Source organism: Aliidiomarina taiwanensis, from assembly GCF_003987015.1.
GTDB classification, from domain to species: domain Bacteria; phylum Pseudomonadota; class Gammaproteobacteria; order Enterobacterales; family Alteromonadaceae; genus Aliidiomarina; species Aliidiomarina taiwanensis.
In genome coordinates this window covers 47,442-64,823 of the sequence record NZ_PIPQ01000002.1, presented here as the reverse complement: position 1 = coordinate 64,823, position 17,382 = coordinate 47,442, and the positions used below count along the sequence as shown (strand labels likewise).

Below are 17,382 nucleotides of genomic sequence, written 5' to 3'. Positions count from 1 at the left end.
TAAACAGGCAGAGACGATGCGACCATTAACACCTAGACAAAGTGAAATTTTAGAGCTTATTCGTACCCACATAGAAGCAACGGGTATGCCGCCTACACGAGCCGAAATTGCTAAAGAGCTTGGGTTTCGTTCGCCGAATGCAGCTGAAGAACACTTAAAAGCATTAGCAAAAAAAGGTGCCATAGAAATGGTACCTGGTACGTCCCGTGGCATTCGTATTTTGGCCGACGAAGAGCCGGAAGCGTTTGAAGGGCTTCCATTAATTGGTCGGGTCGCCGCCGGTGAACCTATTTTAGCGCAAGAACATATAGAAGCGCACTACAAAGTGGAGCAGGAAATGTTTAGCCCCCATGCAGACTTCTTACTGCGTGTGTCGGGCATGAGCATGAAAGACATTGGTATTTTCGATGGCGACTTGCTCGCCGTACATAAAACACAAGAAGTACGCAACGGCCAAGTGGTGGTCGCACGTATTGAAGATGACGTAACAGTGAAGCGGTTTGAGCGGAAAGGCAGTGTTGTTCTTCTTCACCCTGAAAACGACGAGTTTTCAATTATTCGGGTGGACCTAGAATATCAACCGCTCACCATTGAAGGCTTAGCTGTTGGCGTTATTCGTAATGGAGGGTTGCAATGAAGTTTTTTCTGTCTAATAAACAACGCTTACACCCAGGCATGTGGGGCCACGAGCCAACACCAGCCAAAGCCACAGCTTCCTATGAAGAGGCTAGCCAACAATTATGGGCTGCGGTCAGTAGCATGCGTCATCAGGACAACCAGTGGGTTACCTTAATTGGCCGCCCCTCGGCTGAGTTTCTCGAGCAATTAAAGCGTGCCGGTATTCATAAAGAGCGTATTCGCTGCATCGCGCCAAACTCATCAGAAACCGCCCTATGGGCCACAGAGCAAGCATTGCTGTTAAATAACAGCCAGTTGGTTATTGCTTGGCTTCCTCACTGCAGCGAGCGTGACGAAAAGCGCCTGCAATTGGTAGCAAAAAACAGCAAAAGCTTAAGCTTTGTGTTTACCAACTCTGAAGCAAATCCCCAACTCCACTAATCCCCATGGGGTGTTTGTTGGGGCTGTACTCTGCAGCCCCTTTTTTTTCAGCTTTAGCGGACTACCTTTCCCCCCTGCCTGCCTCTACACTCATGGCAACACACCCACATAAGCGTACAGCAAGCTATGAAAGGCATCATTCCCGGAGTCGCAATGGCCGTTATGCTCTTTGCCGTTGGCTATGCACTGCTCCCTCTTTATCCGCACAGGCCGCTCGGCGACGAATACTTCCTGTTAGACCACAGCTTGCCAACAATCGCTGACACTGCTAAACGCCTCCCCATGCGTTTTGTATTTAAGGAACAGAGCCACCATGTCGTTCGCCTAGGTCAACACCAACCGCTGCAATATTTGGCGGTTGGTCAGCCTGTGTATAGCTTTATCACCCTAACCAATACAAGCACCCAAACTGTCAGCTTTGAGCTAAATAGCCGTATTTGGCCTGGGGTGGCCAATTTATACCTGAATAAACTGACCTGCGCCTGTTTTCAGCGCCTACAGTTAGACCCGAAGGCCAGTATGCAGGTACCCATTTCCTTTGTGCTCAGCCAAGGTATGCCTGCGCGTGTTGAACAAGTGGAATTACAGTTTTCAGTGCAGCACCTCTCTTTTACCGAAGCTTCAGACACTTAGGCAAACTGGAGTAATTGACGTCGCTTCAACACCCAGGCCTGTGCCACACCCCGCGCCAGCATAAAGCAGGAAAGCGCTAGCCACAGACCATGGTTTCCTAACTCTTGGCTCAGCCACAACACAGGGAGGTACACGCAAAAAGCTGCCGTCGCCATGGTGTTACGCATGGCGGTACTGGCTGAAACCCCAATAAAAACTCCGTCAAACAAGTAACTCCAATGGGCCAGTAAAGGCAGAAGCACAACCCAAGGCAAGTACACTCGGGCGGTGGCAATTACTTCGGGGATGTCCGTGATCAGCTGGATAATAGCGCTACCAAACAACGCAAACACAAGCGCATAGGCTACGGCAAAAACGCCTGACCAAAATAAACAAACCCGCAACCAAACACGCCCAGCTTGACTGTCTTTCTTGCCTTTGGACTCGCCAATAAGCGCTTCCGCTGAATAAGCGACACCGTCTAAGCCTAACGAAATAAGCGTTAAGAACTGAAGCAGTACCGCGTTTGCGGCCACATACAGCTGGCCTTGGTAACTGGCCCAAATGGTCATCAAGGCCATGCAGGCGTGCAATAATATAGAGCGTATAAAAATGTCGCGGTTGAGTTGAAACATGGCGCGCAGCCTGCTCAGGCTTGCCTTAGGAAAGTCTTTCCGCCTCAAGCCTAAATGCTGAGCAACAAAGTACAAGCCCAGCCCAGCTGACACCCACTCCGCTAGAACTGTTGCCAATGCAGCACCGGTGACATTCATGTCCAAGCCAATAATCAGCACCACGTCGCCCACCACATTAATGGCGTTGGTGGCAATTACTAATATCATGGCATGACGGGCTTTTTGCAGGCCTAGCAATACGCCCAACATCACCAGGGTGAGCATGGCTGCCGGGGCGCCCCAAAACCGAATTTGAATGTAGCGTGCAGTTAATTCTTGCAATGGGCCTGAGGCTTCCACCACATGCCAAACCAAAGGCAACAAGAACGGGCTGAGCGCCAGCACACCTAGACCCAACACGAGGGCAAACAAAGCGCCGTCAAAGAACACCTGACGTTGTGCCTTTATGTCTTGCGCGCCAAAGGCTTGGGCAATAAGCCCCGTGGTGGACATACGTAAAAACACGGCCAATAAATAGATAAAACTGACCACCATAGCCCCAAGCGCCACTGCACTTAAGTAGATAGCGTCGGGCAAATGACCTATGATGGCCGTATCTACAAGCCCAAGGAGTGGTGCCGCGATATTCGAAACCACCATGGGCAAGGCAATTGCGAACATTGTTTTATGATGTTTTTTTGTAATTAAAGAGGCTTGCATGCTGAATCGAACACCCTTTCACCGGTTAGCACGTGCCATAAGTTTATTTGGACTTCTGCTTTTTAGCGCCAGTACTTATGCACAATCAGTCAGTATTTTATTGTACCACCATGTCAGCGAAACCACGCCCCGAGTAACCAGTGTGTCCCCCGACGAACTGCGCAGCCACTTAGGCTACCTGCGCGACAATAACTTTGCAGTGATTGACTTACACCACGCCCTAGCTGGTATGCGTGGTGAAAAGGAACTACCTGAAAAGTCTGTCGTTATTACCTTTGACGACGCTTACCAAAATATATTTAATGCCGCTCGGCCCATTTTGAAAGAATTTAATATGCCTTGGGCCTTGTTTGTTAGCACGGACTTTATTGGCGACACCCCTGGTCACTATATGAGCTGGACACAACTGCAAACGCTGCACCAAGAAGGAGTGGTCATTGCAAACCACAGCAGTGATCATGCGCACCTGCCCATGCGTAAAGCCAATGAGTCCAACGATGCCTGGCGCACCCGTGTCGTCGAGAACATAGAAAACGCACAAGCGCTGCTGGAACAGCATGTCGGCATTCAGCATAAGCTTTTTGCTTACCCATACGGTGAGTACGACAATGCATTAAAAGCTATAGTGAAAGAGTTAGGTTACACAGCTTTTGGCCAGCATTCAGGCGGTGCTGGCCCTCGTTCGGATATGCAGGCTATTCCACGTTTTGCAGCCGCAGGCATTTATTCGAACATCAATACGCTTGACACCAAAATGGCTGCTTTAAACTTTCCTGTGACCAACTTAAAGTACGAAGACACACTGCTGGCTTACCACGAAACCAAGCCCTATGTGGAAGTAGAAATGGATACCGCAGACATACATACACATCAGGTGCAGTGTTTTATTAGTGGGGAAATTTATAAGCCAGAATGGCTTTCAGAAACTCGTTTTCGCGTGCAAACCAACAAAGACCTACCGGTTGGACGCTCACGCTATAATTGTACGGCCCCAAGCAAGTCTTTGCGGGGCCGTTACTATTGGTTTTCCATGCAGTGGATTCGACAAGACCAGCAAGGGCAGTGGCCCGATTAAGCTCGGGCCTTTGCTAACGCTCGCACAACGGAAGGATTAGTAGTACGAGTGCTCACCCGGCGCGTGCTCAGTGGCGTCACGTACCCCTTTGAGCTCGCCTGGGAACTCAGCTAACAATTGCTTTTCAATACCGTTTTGTAAGGTGACGTCGACCATGGCACAGCCATTACAACCACCACCAAACTGCAATATGGCAATGCCGTCGTCGGTAATTTCAGTCACAACAACTTGACCACCATGGCTCGCTAGCTGCGGGTTTATTTGGCTTTGTATCATGTAGTCTACGCGCTCAATTAATGGAGCGTCGTCGGCAACTTTTTTTGCTTTCGCATTGGGTGCCTTCAGCGTAAGCTGTGAACCAAGCTCTTGTTCAACATAGTCAATTTCTGCGTCTTCTAAGAAGGGCGCACTTTGCTCGTCCACCACGGCGTCAAACCCTGAAAACGGAAGAATAATATCGTCACTTTCCATAGATGAGGGTGGGCAATAAGAAACGCCACACTCAGCATTTGCTTGCCCTGGATTCACCACGAAAACACGAATATTTGTGCCGTCTTCTTGCTCTTTAAGAAGCTCGCGGAAATGCTTTTGAGCACTGTCGGAAATACGAATCATCCTGCAATCACCTTCTTTTGGTTAACTTGCTATTTAAATACGTCGGAATACCCGACTAAATCAGTATGGTTTATTCTATCGCAAACTACGGGCATTGCATAGTGATTCGCTAGCCCAGCTACTACACTTTTGCTAGCGTGTTGGCACTTAAACAAGAGGAATCAACACATGCAAAAATGGTTTATGCGCGTCAGCGCCTTTCTCATGCTGTTTACGTTGGGAGTTTCGGCCCATGCCTACGACGGCGGCCGCGACATCGACAATGTGACGCTGGATTATTACTTACCGAAAAACGTTAGCTACGACCCAAGTGTACCCACTCCTGCCGAGGTGTTAGGGCACGAAGTAGGACAATGGCATGTACGCCACGACATGCTGGTGCGTTACATGGAAGTGCTTGCTGAGCACAGCGACCGCTTCACTATTGAAGAAATTGGCCGCACACACGAGCAACGTCCTTTGGTAATTGTGAAAGTCAGTGCAGCGAAAAACAAAGACCGCCTAGAAGAAATGCGTCAAGCGCACTTAGCGGTTTCAGACCCGAGCCAAAACGTAGACGCTGCGTCAGCCCCTCTTGTCATTTATGCAGGGTTTAGTGTGCACGGCGACGAGTCGTCTGGCTCCAACGCTTCTCTGTTAACAGCCTATTATTTAGCGGCGGCCCAAGGCGAAGAAATTGACGCCTGGTTAGACAATACCGTTATTTTACTTGACCCGTCACTAAACCCAGACGGCCTTGGTCGCTTTGCTCAGTGGGCAAACCAATTCCGCAGCATGACCCAGGGCACAGACACACAAGACGTCGAGCACAACCAGTCTTGGCTTCGTGGCCGTCAAAACCATTATTGGTTTGACTTAAACCGTGACTGGCTTTTACTGCAACACCCAGAGTCGCGTGCTCGTATTGCTGTATACCAAGCATGGCTGCCAAACGTGCTTACTGACCACCATGAAATGGGCAGTAGCTCTACGTACTTCTTCCAGCCTGGTATTCCTTCACGGAAAAACCCAGACACGCCGGATGAAAACGTGACCTTTACCGAGAAGCTTGCGGAATACCATGCGGAAGCACTCGACGAAATTAATAGCCTGTACTACACGGAAGAGTCCTTCGACGACTTTTATTACGGTAAAGGCTCCAGCTATCCAGACGCTCAAGGCACCATTGGTATTTTGTTTGAGCAGGCTTCCAGCCGTGGCCACGTCCAAGATACTGTGAATGGCGTCATTACTTTCCCATTCTCGGTGCGTAACCAGTTTGTTACTTCGCTTTCTACTATTCGTGGAGCCTATGAAGAGCGCGCTGGCCTGCTTGACTTCCAACAGCGCTTTTTCAAAGAAAACATTGAGCTTGCGAAAGCCGAGCGCCATGACGGCTTCTTGCTGCGTGCCGAACAAGGCGACGCGCGTATGACAGAGCTGCTGAATATTTTGCGCCAGCATCGCATAGACGCCTACCCAGTGACCGACACGTTCAAGCACAATGGTAAAACCTATAGTGCCGGCACTTCGTACTATGTGCCTGTGGTGCAGCGAAACTACCGCCTATTAAAAGGCGCGTTCAGCACCCGTCAAGACTTCCCCGACAACACCTTCTACGATGTTTCGGCATGGACCTTGCCAATGGCCTTTAACGTGGAATTTGAAGCTGTGCGCACCAGCCGCCGTTTCAAAGTGAGTGACCAGGTTTGGACTGGTCCGGAAGCATTTGCAGGTAACAACCTAGGTGAAACCCGTGTGGGCTATATGTTCGGCTGGGATCACTACTTCGCGCCACGCTTATTAACACAGCTTCAACAGAAAGGCATTCATGCTCGCCTTGCAGTCGACCCTGTCACAGTACGCACGCCAGAAGGCACCAAAGCTTTTGAGCGCGGCGCTGTTATTGTGACCCGTGCATACCAAAGCATGCCATGGGCACAGGTGCGCGAACATCTGCAAGCCTTTGCTGACAGCAACGAAATTGAAGTGGCCACGTTAACCTCTGGGCTAACCCCAACAACCGGCATGGACATTGGTAGCCGCAGCATCGACCCTGCGCGCACACCCAGCGTTCTCATGTTGGTTGGTCATGGGGTAAATACCCAAGAAGCGGGTGAAGTGTGGTACTACCTAGACCGCCACGTGAATCTGCCGGTTAGTAAGGTTGAACTGGATCGCCTCAGCCGCACCGACCTGTCTCGCTACACTCATATTATTATGGTGAATGGACGTTACAGCAGCCTCACAGAGAAGCACCGCAATCAGCTAACGAGCTGGATACGTAACGGTGGTACTATTATTGGCCAAAAAGGTGGAGCTGTTTGGTTAAGTGAAAACAACCTGCTAAAAGCAACGCCCGTTGCGCAAAGCGCCTTTGAAGAACAGTTCCCAACTGAAGGCTTAAGCTACGGCGACCGCAGCGACTTCTTTGCGCAGCAACGTGTGGCCGGTGCTATTTTCAATGCCAAGCTCGACTTAACACACCCTCTCACTGTTGGTTATCCGCGTAACGAACTACCTGTGTTCAAAAACAGCACGGTTGCTTTTGAAGTGAATGAAGCACCCTTCGTTGATGTGGCGCGCTACACAGAACAGCCAGTTCTGGCTGGCTTTACCTCGGAAGGAAACCGCGCTGTACTGGGCGGCAAGTCGGCTATTGTGGCGCACCGTTTAGGTGCAGGCCGTGTTATTGGCTTTGCCGACAACCTCAACTTCCGTGCCTTCTTCTGGGGTACTTCTAAGCTACTGAGTAATGCCATTTACTGGTCGCAGTATGTGTACGGCACAGCAGCCGACGAAGAGGAAGAAGAAGCCAACGAAGAAGCACACAGCCACTAAGGTTGGGTGCTCAGCTTGGGCGGGGGTGTATAGGCCACTGTCCAAGCGTCAATAATAACGCCCGCTTGGGGTATCGCTAAAGCGACAGCCTCAAGTGTGGCGCCTGTTGTTAACACATCATCTATTAACGCCAAGCGCGTCCCATAGGTAAAACTCCCTTTCCCTTGAAATCGAAAACTCTGCTGCAACCCTTCTGCTCGCTCTTGTGCATTCAGCCGATGGGCCTTTTTGTTTTGCCGCGTCCGTTGCACCAGGAAAAGCACAGGAATACCTAATTCTTTACTCACTGCCTGGGCTAAGAGTTCAGCTTGGTTATACCCCCGTGCAGCCCATGCTCGCCCTGTCATGGGTACAGGCACTAAAAATTGCGGCAACCGTAATTGCCGTCGCCGATAATAAGTAATAACTTGAGCAGCAAGCAGCGCCGCCATGGCGTTTGCCTCAATAGTACGACCTAGAAACTTAAACTCATGGAGCCACAAGCGCACTTCCGCCTGGTACCACAAGGCTGCCAGAAGTAAACGCACACCCTCTGGTGCACGGTGCATGTAGGCTCTTAAGTTACGTGGCGGACAGCGAGGCAAGTCGGCAAAACACGTTAGGCACAACCCATACCAACGGGCCACCGCCCCAGCACATAACGTACAGCTTGTTGTTAATTTAAAAATGTTTTTGCCCCCCTTGCTGAACCTAGCTACCATACCTTCATTCGTCGTTTTCAGTAGTAGTGCAGGCAGGGGTTTTACACCATGACAATCAGCGATAGCGTACACGGCACAGGTGCCTCTTGGGTGTTTCTTCATGGCTGGGGGATGCATCAAGGTGTATGGCAGCCAATTTTGAACGAACTAACAGACTCGCTGCGTATGCGTACGGTGGATTTGCCCGGCTATGGTCAAAGCCCTTGGCATGCGAGCTATGAAGATTTCGAGCAAGCGGTTACCGCTCTCGAGCAGCACTTACTGCAACACGAAACGGGGCCGGTGAATTTATTAGGCTGGTCTATGGGCGGCTTGTTTGCAACCGCTTTGGCAGCTCGAGGCAATTTGAACGTGCAACGGCTGGCACTTGTTGCAAGCACGCCAAAGTTTGCTCAAGCAGACCACTGGCCCGGCATTCAGCCTACTGTACTGGCCGCGTTTGAAAAGCAACTGAAACGTGACTACAAAGCCACCATTGAACGTTTTATTGCCGTGCAAGCCATGGGCAGCCCCCACATGAAAGACGACATACGGGCTTTAAGCCAGCTGTTGACTCATGCCCCAAGCCCAGCACCAGAAGCCCTGCTTGCTGGTTTGAACTGGCTACAGCATATTGACCTGCGCGAAGCATTTACCCAGCTAAGTTGCCCAAGCTTGCGTATTTATGGCCGCCGCGACAGCTTGGTGCCTGTGGCGCAAGCGGAGCAAATACACAAACCCATTGACCATATGGAAGTGTTCAACGACAGCGCTCATACGCCTTTTTTGAATGAGCCTGCACACTTTTGCCAAACATTATTAGCCTTTGTACGTAGTAATATTTAAGTTTGGCAACGCTTGCAAAAAATGGTGTTTCGCTGGCCAATGCGGGCCTCACTTAGCGGCCGTTCACACTGTGGGCAGGGTTTGCCTGCTTGCCCATACACGGCGAGTTCTTGGGCGAAGTAGCCGGGTTGACCGTCGGTACGACTAAAGTCTTTCAAGGTGGTGCCGCCCTGCTCTATTGCTCGCGCTAACACCAGCCGAATAGCCTGGGTTAATTTCAGGTAACGCGCCTTACTAATTCGCCCGGCTGCGCGGCGAGGGTCGATACCACTCATAAACAAAGCCTCGTTGGCATAAATATTACCAACACCCACCACCACTTTATTGTCCATGATAAACGTTTTCACCGACGCTTGGCGCCCGCGCGAATGGGTAAACAAATGGTCATCGGTAAATGCGTCTGAAAGGGGCTCTGGCCCTAAATGGGCTAGCTGACTTAAGGGGTTGTCGTCTGTTTGCCAAAGCACACAGCCGAAGCGGCGGGTGTCGTTTAGCCGCAGGCTTTGCCCGGCGGCGGTAATCAACTCAAAGTGGTCATGCTTGACCAAGGGCGTGCCTGCAGGGAGCACTTTTAAATGCCCCGACATACCCAAGTGAAGTACCAAGGTGCCCGGCGCACTTTCCAGCAACAAATACTTGGCTCGGCGCTGCACTCGCTGTATTACTTGGCCCTCAAGCAAGGCTACCTCGTCGGGTATGGGCCAACGCAGTTGCTTATGGTGAATATTCACCTTGGCGACAGTTTGCTGCTCTAAATAGGGTGTAATACCCAACCGGCTTACTTCAACTTCAGGTAATTCAGGCACTACTAGGGTCCTTCAACTTATTAAAAGTGGTGGGCTTGTAAGTCCCGCTGTGAACTTGTCACACGAAATACAGTGTCGGCGCCTGGCAGTGCCACTAAGGCTTCACCGTTATAAAAAAACACGCCCACGCGCACACTGCCCTCTGTGTCGGCAAAGGTTAGTTCCACTTGGTACTCTCGCCCTTGCAGTAAGGCTTCTGTTGGTTTTAAGGTGAGCTGTTGCCAAGCTTGTAACCATCGGCTTTGGGCGTCTTCAGCTAAGGGTTCACCCCGCTGCACTTGCCACTGGTTACCAACCCGTATAAGCGCCACCTTATGGTCAGCTATGGCCACAAGCGTACGTTCCGAAAATGGTTGCCAACCCGCTTGTGCGGCAATTTTACCGCTGTCGTGCTGCATAAAATAAAACACAAACATAAGAATAAGCACTAGATAGATCAGCACATTATTCCACCCTTTCTTGCTTAACGTAAAGCCAAGTATGGTGCGGTAGTTGCTGTCTTTTTTCGAATGTTTTGCCATGGTTTACGCCTGCCCTTTTAAAAGAATACTCAGTCGGCTCATATAAGTTTATACTGAGTGTTCTTACTTTATCACTTTAGGAGTTACACGTTATTGACACGTTTATGTTTTATTCGTGATAGCGCACTTCACCAAAGTGCCACTCAAGACTTCATATGCGGCGCGCTTGCCGAACAAGGCTATGTCATCATACCCGACTTTTTAGCAGAAGCGGAAGCCAACTTACTGTACCAATACGCCCAAGAACTCCCCGACCACCATTGGCACCTTGCGGGTATTGGCCGTGAAAAACAACATACTGTGAATACCGGCATACGCAGCGACCAAATTCACTGGCTCAGCGAAGAGCAGCCTATTGAGGCTCGTTGGCTCGAGTTAATGGAACACCTTCGCACTATGCTTAACCGCAGCCTGTTTATGGGCTTATTCGACTACGAATGCCACTTAGCCCGATATCAACCTGGAAGCCGCTACAAACGCCATTTAGACGCCTTTAAAGGCAGAAGCAACCGGGTACTCTCAACGGTTTTCTACTTAAACCCTAATTGGCGCGAAGAAGACGGGGGTGAACTGATTATTTATGGCGAGAACAACCAAGTACTAGAGCGGGTGCTGCCCACCCAGTCTACCTTGGTGATGTTTTTAAGCGACACCTTTGTACACGAAGTGACATTAGCTCACCGCCTACGGTTTAGTATGACCGGTTGGTTTCGTCATAATGCGAGCTTAGGCCAACGCATTGACCCGCCCGCATAAGGTTCTATTTACGGCGCCAGCGCTTTATGAGGGCTAGCGCCCAGGCGCCGTAATAGCCAAGCAAGGACAACACCAAAAGAGCCAAGGCCGCAAGAGAAACGCCCATCACAAAGCGAACACCCAAAGCGTCGAGAATTAAAATGCCAACACAAAGCGCCATGGAAGCGGCTAAGAAAAGGCTGAGCCGTGGGCTGGCTTTATGGGTCCCCGTGGCAACGCCAGAAGCTAATAGTACAAGTAGAATGTGGTAGGCATGTTGGTAAACGCCTTGTCCTGTAACCAGCTTCCACACAAAAGGAGGCAAGTACGAGAGCATGACGAGGATATAAAAGGTACGGAGCCGTTGGCCCGCTTTGAACAGGTAGTGCATAGGCATAGTGCAGAGATAAAAAACCCGGCCAAGGCCGGGTTTTTATTATTTCATTCGTGCTTCAGTAAAAAGCACATGCTTGCGGACAACTGGATCGTATTTTTTGATCTCAAATTTTCCTGGCATGTTACGTTTGTTTTTATCTGTGGTGTAGAAATATCCTGTACCAGCAGAAGAAATCAGACGGATTTTATCGCGCATCGTATTTTTCCTTTCGTTCTAACCGGATTAAACCCGGATACCTTTGGCACGCAGGTCAGCAAGTACGGTGTCGATACCGTTCTTGTCGATGATACGCATACCTTTTGTTGAAACACGCAGTTTCACCCAACGCTTCTCGCTTTCTACCCAGAAACGGTGTGATTGCAGGTTTGGCAGGAATCGACGGCGGGTCGCATTTCTTGCGTGTGAACGGTTGTTACCAACCATTGGCCGCTTTCCTGTTACTTCACATACTCGAGACATTATCTTTTACTCCGAAATTGCTTGCAGCTCGCCTGATAGCCATAATGGCTTTGCCCTAAATTCGAGGGCGCAATTTATACAAAAATATCGCTCTAAAAGCAAGCGATTTCTTGAAATTTGCTGATCTTTTCCATAATTCAGGTGAATTATGATCCTAAAAGCTGCCGTTCGATCAACGCCCATTGAGTGTCGAATTGGGCGGTAGGCTTGGTTTTAAATCCAGATCGGACGAATTGTAACAGTTTTCCCTCTGCATATGCCATAACAACATTCGATAAAACGCTTTCGTCCGTCGCAAATTCCGCTCCTTCACGTAAACGGCGCTCGCGTAAAACCTGTTTCATCTGGCTTTCAAACTTGTCGAACAGCATGACAATACGAAGGCGTAGGCGCTCATGTTCGCCCATTAAAGCGTCGCCAGTCAGCATACGGCTCATACCTGGGCTTTGCTCCACCAAACGGAACAAAATTAACAGCATTTCCCGCACACGGGTCATGGTGTTTTTTTCTTGCTCCAACATGCGGTTGGTGGAGCCAAGCAAAATGTCTTCGATCAAATTGATCAAGTCGTCAAACATTTTTGCTTTCGACGGGAAGTGGCGGTACAAAGCGGCTTCCGACACCCCTACTTCAGCCGCTAAGCGTGCTGTGGTAATGGGCTTGCCTAAACTGGTTTCCAGCATGTGCGCAAGCGTACCTAAAATTTCTTCCTTGCGGTTTTGTTTTCGTTCCGTTGCCATAGTCATTGTGTTCCTTTGCGAATTCTTATTGTCGACCAGAGTGGCCAAAACCACCCTCGCCCCGATCGCTTTCTACAAACTCTTCTACAATATTAAAGTCTACTTTCACCACGGGTAAAATAACCATTTGTGCAATGCGGTCGCCCGGTTCAATGCTAAACGTGGTGGTACCACGGTTCCACACCGACACCATCAACTCTCCTTGGTAGTCCGAGTCAATTAACCCCACCAGGTTACCTAACACAATTCCGTGCTTATGGCCTAAACCAGAACGAGGTAGCAAGGTGGCCGCGAGGTTTGGGTCGCCAATATGAATAGCAATGCCCGTTTTCACAAGCGCCGTTTGGCCGGGCTCTAAGGTAAGCGTGGAGGACAAGCAAGCCCGTAAGTCCATTCCAGCTGAGCCTTCGGTGGCGTAGGCAGGTAAGGGAAACTCGCGGCCAACACGCGGGTCTAAAATTTTCACATCAATGCTTTTATTGCTCATGTTTCTGCTCGCTAATCAGTTCAATTAAATCGGTGGCCAATTGGGTTTTGCTGCGCTGCTGGAAGCAACGGCTGGTGACTTCCCCAGTGGCTGCATACCAGAACACCTCCGCTGCGTTGTCGTCGCTATTAAAGCCAAGAGCACTGTTGCTAACATCGTTCGCCACGATCATGCGAATTCCTTTGCGTTTCAATTTTGCCTGAGCGTACTCTGCAACCTTTTGGGTTTCTGCGGCAAAACCAACCGTAAAGGGCGCCTTTGGCTGTTCCGCCACCCAAGCTAATATGTCCGGGTTTTTGGTCAGTGTTAACGCCATGGTGTCGCTATCGGCTGTTTTCTTAATTTTTTCAGCACCAACCTGCTCAGCACGAAAGTCGGCAACCGCGGCACAGCCAATAAACAGGGTACAGTCGGGCAAGCTTGCGGCTACAGCCTGCTGCATGTCCAACGCGCTTTCCACATCCACTCGGTGCACCCCAGCAGGAGTCGCCAGGTGAACCGGTCCAGCAATCAGAGTGACCTGGGCACCTGCCTTTGCGGCCGCTTCAGCCAATGCAAAACCCATTTTGCCGCTGCTGTGGTTACTTAAATAGCGTACCGGGTCTAAAGGCTCGCGGGTGGGGCCTGCGGTAATCACCACGTGTTCGCCCTGTAATGTTTTGCTTTCTGCAGAAATAGCAACGGTTTTGTCAAAGAAACTGGTCACTTGCTGCAATATTTCATGGGGCTCAAGCATGCGCCCCGCACCCACTTCACCACAGGCTTGCGAGCCTTCACCAGGCCCCCAAATTAACTTGCCGTCGGCTTTCAGTAAGTCTACGTTCCGTTGCACTGCCGGCGCCGCCCACATCAGTCGGTTCATCGCCGGCACCACCGCAATGGGCGCGTCCGTCGCCAAGCATAAGGTGGAAAACAGGTCGTCAGCAAAGCCATGCGCTAAGCGCGCCATGGCGCTTGCAGTGGCTGGGGCAACCACAATTAAGTCGGCCCAGCGGGCCAATTCAATATGACCCATGGCTGCTTCTGCCGCAGGATCAAGTAAATCGTCATGCACGGGGTTGCCTGATACGGCTTGCAAGGTCAGTGGTGTAATAAAGGCTTGGGCGCCTTTTGTCATGACCACACGCACCTGCACTTGGCGTTCCACCAAGCGGCGCACTAACTCTGGAGTTTTGTAAGCGGCGATACCGCCGGTCACAATCAGCAATAACTTACGGTTTTTTAGCCCTGACATAGTTGTTCTTTATCTAATGAGCACTTACGTTAGATTAACACGTACCAAGTTGACTTGGCGAGATTCTTCCAAAAAAGCCTGTCAACTGAGTACCCCTTATTTGATTCAAGGAGGAATCATGCATATTCGTGAATGGCCGGTGGCCGAACGTCCCCGAGAGAAACTTGCAGCCCACGGTTCACAGTCTTTAAGTGACGCTGAATTATTGGCCGTACTGTTTGGTACAGGCACCGCCGGCCAAGATGTTATGTCTTGGGCTCGCAGCATTTTGCAACAAGCCGGTGGGTTAGCCGAGCTGCTTTCCATGCCAGCTACCCAATTGCGTACGTTACATGGCGTTGGCATGGCCCGCTGCATGCAAATTCAGGTTATCTTAGAATTGTCGCGGCGCTACCTTGCCAGCACCTTAAAGCTCGGCAAAGGCTTTACCAACCCGCAACTGGTGCGCGACTACCTCGCCACCAAATTGCGCCACCAAGACAGAGAAGTATTCGCCCTGCTACTGCTTGACAACCAACACAGGCTGCTGCATTACGAAGAGTTATTTTTTGGCACTATTAACGCCGCGCCCGTATACCCGCGCGAAATTGTTAAATTGGTATTAGAGCGCAATGCCGCAGCCATTATTTTGGCACACAACCACCCAAGCGGGGTGGCCGAACCCAGCCAAGCAGACAAACGGGTCACAGAACGCATTCAGGAAGCCTTGCGCACTATCGACGTGGCCGTACTTGACCACTTTGTGATTGGAGCTGGGGAAACCGTGTCCTTTGCCGAACGGGGGTTGCTCTAGCCTAACTTTAGGTTAGGCTTTCGCTTTTTTGTGAACGGCCCAGCAGGTCCAAGGCGGCTTGTCGTGGCTCTTTGCCATTATAAAGCACTTGATAAAGCTGCTCGACAATAGGCATTTCCACCTGGTGACGTTTCGATAAGGTAAAGGCTTCCCGCGTATTTCGGTACCCTTCGACCGCTTGACCAATGCTGGCCATGGCTTCGTCCACCGACTTGCCTTGGCCAATCGCCAAACCAAATCGGCGATTACGCGACTGATTGTCCGTGCAGGTTAAAATTAAGTCACCTAGCCCGGCCATACCGGTAAAGGTTTCTGCTTTTGCACCCAGCGCCATACCTAACCGGGTTAGCTCAGCTAAGCCTCGGGTAATAAGGGCTGTGCGGGCATTGGCACCAAACCCAATACCGTCGGCCATGCCTGCGCCAATGGCAATCACGTTCTTAATGGCCCCACCTACTTGCATACCAATGAAGTCGTCATTGGAATACACACGGAAAGACTTGTCGCAGTGTAAGGTTTCGGACAGTACCCGGACAAAGTCAGGCTGTGTGGCTGCCACTGAAATGGCCGTTGGCATACCCGCGGCCATTTCTTTGGCAAAGGTTGGCCCTGAAAGCACCGCAAGGGGTCGCGTTTCACCTAAAATATCCTGGGCAACGTCCGACAGCAGGCGCCCCGTTTCTGGCTCTAGCCCTTTGGTAGCCCACGCCACACGGGCTGAGTCACACAGTGCTGGTTTTATTTGCGTTAACACATCGGCAAAACCATAACTGGGCACCACCACCAACACTATCTGCGAAGCGGCAACCGCTGCATTTAAGTCGGACACAGGCTCGAGGGTGTCTGGAAACTCAATATCGGGTAAGTAGCGGGCATTACAGCGCTGCTCGGCCATTGCCTGCATGGCGGCTTTATCGCGCCCCCACAACAAAGTGCGAGTGCCTTTTCTGGCAATACAAATAGCAAGGGCGGTGCCGTACGACCCCGCCCCTAACACTGTTACCACTTGTGGGTCACATGTGCTGCTCATTACGCGTCCAGTTTTTGGCCTTCAGCTGCTTGTTGTTGCTGCTGAACGTGCTGTGCGTAAACGGCGTCAAAGTTCACTGGCGCTAGGTTAAGCTGTGGGAACGTACCACGGTTTACTAGGTTGGCAATGGCTTCACGCGCATATGGGAATAGAATGTTCGGGCAGAATGCCGCAAGCAACTGTGGTAACTGGTCTTCAGGTACCTGGTCGCCAATAGCAAAAATACCGGCTTGAGCTACTTCACAAAGGAATGCCGTTTCTTCACCAATGGTGTTTTTTACCGTGAGGGTTAGCACGACTTCATGCAAGTTGTCTTCAAGTTTGTTGTTCGACACATTCATGTCAACGCTTACATTTGGCGTCCACTCTTTGCGGAAGATCGCTGGCGAATTTGGCGCTTCAAACGATACATCTTTTACATAAATGCGCTGAATAGCGAATTGTGGTTCTTGTTGTTGCGCTTCTTGTGCGCCTGCGTTTTGCTGTTCGTCAGCCATAATAAATACCTTCAGAGTTTATTGTTAAATTAGTTTATTTCTTATTCTTCTTCTGCTTGTCAGCGCTTGCAGCACTTTTACGGACAGGCATGTTAGCCCCTTTCCAAGCTTGCATGCCACCTTGTAAAATAGACACTTGGCTGAACCCTGCTTTCTCTAACAGCGATGCTGCCGTGCGCGCCGTATTTCCATAGTTGCATACAGTAATGATGGGGGCGTCTTTATATTTCTCAAGGGCTTTTGTATTTCCGTCGCGAATTTGTTGCAGTGGAATATTGCGAGCACCGTGAATATGCCCATTGTTGTACTCTTCTGCGCTGCGAATATCAACAAACAATCCACCACGGTTCACCTTTATGGTCGCTTCTTGAGCAGATAAGCTTGTCACCGCCGATGAGCCACGCTTAATTAAGTCAACCACCAGCATAACCAGCACAGCCAACCATAAAGCGCTCATAATGTAATGTTCAGTAGCAAACTGAATTATTTGGTCCATGACCTCTCCTACCATTACTGCTAAAAATTTATAGGGCCAGAGTATACCCCCTATATTCTTCAGATTCAGTAAAAAAACGTCTTGAAAGATGCTTCACCAAACTAAATAAAGTAAACTCGCTGTTAAATTATCCTTGTCGACGTTTA

General features: G+C 50.3%; 22 protein-coding genes. 8 read left to right on the top strand and 14 right to left on the bottom strand.

The window, feature by feature from the left end:
* The first annotated feature begins 16 nt into the window (after positions 1–16).
* The 3 genes from lexA (at position 17) to CWE15_RS04670 (ending at position 1,692) form a co-directional block, all read left to right on the top strand.
* Entirely contained in the window at positions 17–637 is a 621-nt protein-coding gene (gene lexA / locus CWE15_RS04680) for a transcriptional repressor LexA (protein ID WP_126756926.1), read from the top strand.
* Positions 634–1,059, top strand: coding sequence for a hypothetical protein (locus CWE15_RS04675; protein ID WP_126756925.1), 426 nt, complete (start codon positions 634–636; stop codon positions 1,057–1,059). Before lexA ends, CWE15_RS04675 begins: the two co-directional genes overlap by 4 nt.
* A gap of 126 nt (positions 1,060–1,185) precedes the next feature.
* Positions 1,186–1,692 (top strand): cytochrome c oxidase assembly protein, encoded by a 507-nt coding sequence (locus tag CWE15_RS04670; RefSeq protein WP_126756924.1) that lies wholly within the window; start codon positions 1,186–1,188, stop codon positions 1,690–1,692.
* Here the strand turns inward: CWE15_RS04670 and CWE15_RS04665 are convergent.
* Entirely contained in the window at positions 1,689–2,966 is a 1,278-nt protein-coding gene (locus tag CWE15_RS04665; protein ID WP_241971849.1) for an MATE family efflux transporter, read from the bottom strand. The genes CWE15_RS04670 and CWE15_RS04665 overlap by 4 nt on opposite strands.
* Before the next feature lie 37 nt (positions 2,967–3,003).
* Between CWE15_RS04665 and CWE15_RS04660 the strand changes: the two genes are divergently transcribed.
* Complete coding sequence (locus CWE15_RS04660; RefSeq protein WP_126756922.1) at positions 3,004–4,080, top strand: polysaccharide deacetylase family protein; 1,077 nt, start codon at positions 3,004–3,006, stop codon at positions 4,078–4,080.
* A gap of 36 nt (positions 4,081–4,116) precedes the next feature.
* Here CWE15_RS04660 and nfuA read toward each other — a convergent pair whose 3' ends face one another.
* Positions 4,117–4,695: a Fe-S biogenesis protein NfuA gene (gene nfuA / locus CWE15_RS04655; protein WP_126756921.1), complete on the bottom strand. Its 579-nt coding sequence runs from the start codon at positions 4,693–4,695 to the stop codon at positions 4,117–4,119.
* A 168-nt stretch (positions 4,696–4,863) separates the two neighbouring features.
* Here nfuA and CWE15_RS04650 point away from each other — a divergent pair, with 168 nt between their 5' ends.
* A complete protein-coding gene (locus CWE15_RS04650; protein WP_241971848.1) occupies positions 4,864–7,515 on the top strand; it encodes a M14 family zinc carboxypeptidase in 2,652 nt (883 codons plus the stop codon).
* Here the strand turns inward: CWE15_RS04650 and CWE15_RS04645 are convergent.
* Positions 7,512–8,063, bottom strand: a complete 552-nt coding sequence (locus CWE15_RS04645; protein ID WP_126756920.1) for a ComF family protein — start codon at positions 8,061–8,063, stop codon at positions 7,512–7,514. The genes CWE15_RS04650 and CWE15_RS04645 overlap by 4 nt on opposite strands.
* 201 nt (positions 8,064–8,264) lie before the next feature.
* Here CWE15_RS04645 and bioH point away from each other — a divergent pair, with 201 nt between their 5' ends.
* A complete protein-coding gene (bioH, locus tag CWE15_RS04640; RefSeq protein WP_126756919.1) occupies positions 8,265–9,041 on the top strand; it encodes a pimeloyl-ACP methyl ester esterase BioH in 777 nt (258 codons plus the stop codon).
* Here bioH and mutM read toward each other — a convergent pair.
* A complete protein-coding gene (gene mutM / locus CWE15_RS04635) occupies positions 9,038–9,847 on the bottom strand; it encodes a bifunctional DNA-formamidopyrimidine glycosylase/DNA-(apurinic or apyrimidinic site) lyase (protein WP_126756918.1) in 810 nt (269 codons plus the stop codon). The genes bioH and mutM overlap by 4 nt on opposite strands.
* Positions 9,848–9,867: 20 nt before the next feature.
* Positions 9,868–10,368: a hypothetical protein gene (locus CWE15_RS04630; protein WP_126756917.1), complete on the bottom strand. Its 501-nt coding sequence runs from the start codon at positions 10,366–10,368 to the stop codon at positions 9,868–9,870.
* 93 nt (positions 10,369–10,461) lie between these two features.
* Between CWE15_RS04630 and CWE15_RS04625 the strand changes: the two genes are divergently transcribed.
* Entirely contained in the window at positions 10,462–11,124 is a 663-nt protein-coding gene (locus CWE15_RS04625) for a 2OG-Fe(II) oxygenase (RefSeq protein WP_241971847.1), read from the top strand.
* A 4-nt stretch (positions 11,125–11,128) separates the two neighbouring features.
* Here the strand turns inward: CWE15_RS04625 and CWE15_RS04620 are convergent, their stop codons facing one another.
* The 6 genes from CWE15_RS04620 to coaBC form a co-directional block, all read right to left on the bottom strand.
* Complete coding sequence (locus CWE15_RS04620) at positions 11,129–11,494, bottom strand: hypothetical protein (protein ID WP_126756916.1); 366 nt, start codon at positions 11,492–11,494, stop codon at positions 11,129–11,131.
* A gap of 45 nt (positions 11,495–11,539) precedes the next feature.
* Positions 11,540–11,695: a 50S ribosomal protein L33 gene (rpmG, locus tag CWE15_RS04615; RefSeq protein WP_126756915.1), complete on the bottom strand. Its 156-nt coding sequence runs from the start codon at positions 11,693–11,695 to the stop codon at positions 11,540–11,542.
* Positions 11,696–11,722: 27 nt separating this feature from the next.
* Entirely contained in the window at positions 11,723–11,959 is a 237-nt protein-coding gene (gene rpmB / locus CWE15_RS04610; RefSeq protein ID WP_126756914.1) for a 50S ribosomal protein L28, read from the bottom strand.
* A 146-nt stretch (positions 11,960–12,105) separates the two neighbouring features.
* A complete protein-coding gene (gene slmA, locus CWE15_RS04605; RefSeq protein ID WP_126756913.1) occupies positions 12,106–12,699 on the bottom strand; it encodes a nucleoid occlusion factor SlmA in 594 nt (197 codons plus the stop codon).
* Positions 12,700–12,724: 25 nt separating this feature from the next.
* Positions 12,725–13,186, bottom strand: coding sequence for a dUTP diphosphatase (gene dut, locus CWE15_RS04600; RefSeq protein ID WP_126756912.1), 462 nt, complete (start codon positions 13,184–13,186; stop codon positions 12,725–12,727).
* Entirely contained in the window at positions 13,176–14,420 is a 1,245-nt protein-coding gene (gene coaBC, locus CWE15_RS04595; RefSeq protein ID WP_126756911.1) for a bifunctional phosphopantothenoylcysteine decarboxylase/phosphopantothenate--cysteine ligase CoaBC, read from the bottom strand. Before coaBC ends, dut begins: the two co-directional genes overlap by 11 nt.
* A gap of 118 nt (positions 14,421–14,538) precedes the next feature.
* On the opposite strand from coaBC, the gene radC reads away from it, so the two are divergent.
* A complete protein-coding gene (gene radC / locus CWE15_RS04590) occupies positions 14,539–15,213 on the top strand; it encodes a RadC family protein (RefSeq protein ID WP_126756910.1) in 675 nt (224 codons plus the stop codon).
* 7 nt (positions 15,214–15,220) lie between these two features.
* Here the strand turns inward: radC and gpsA are convergent, their stop codons facing one another.
* The 3 genes from gpsA to CWE15_RS04575 are packed head-to-tail and all read right to left on the bottom strand — an operon-like array spanning position 15,221 to position 17,236.
* A complete protein-coding gene (gene gpsA, locus CWE15_RS04585) occupies positions 15,221–16,243 on the bottom strand; it encodes an NAD(P)H-dependent glycerol-3-phosphate dehydrogenase (protein ID WP_126756909.1) in 1,023 nt (340 codons plus the stop codon).
* A complete protein-coding gene (gene secB, locus CWE15_RS04580) occupies positions 16,243–16,740 on the bottom strand; it encodes a protein-export chaperone SecB (RefSeq protein ID WP_126756908.1) in 498 nt (165 codons plus the stop codon). The genes gpsA and secB overlap by 1 nt, the downstream gene beginning before the upstream one ends.
* A 34-nt stretch (positions 16,741–16,774) precedes the next feature.
* On the bottom strand, positions 16,775–17,236 hold the full coding sequence (locus CWE15_RS04575) for a rhodanese-like domain-containing protein (RefSeq protein ID WP_157980713.1): 462 nt from the start codon (positions 17,234–17,236) through the stop codon (positions 16,775–16,777).
* Positions 17,237–17,382: the final 146 nt, after the last annotated feature.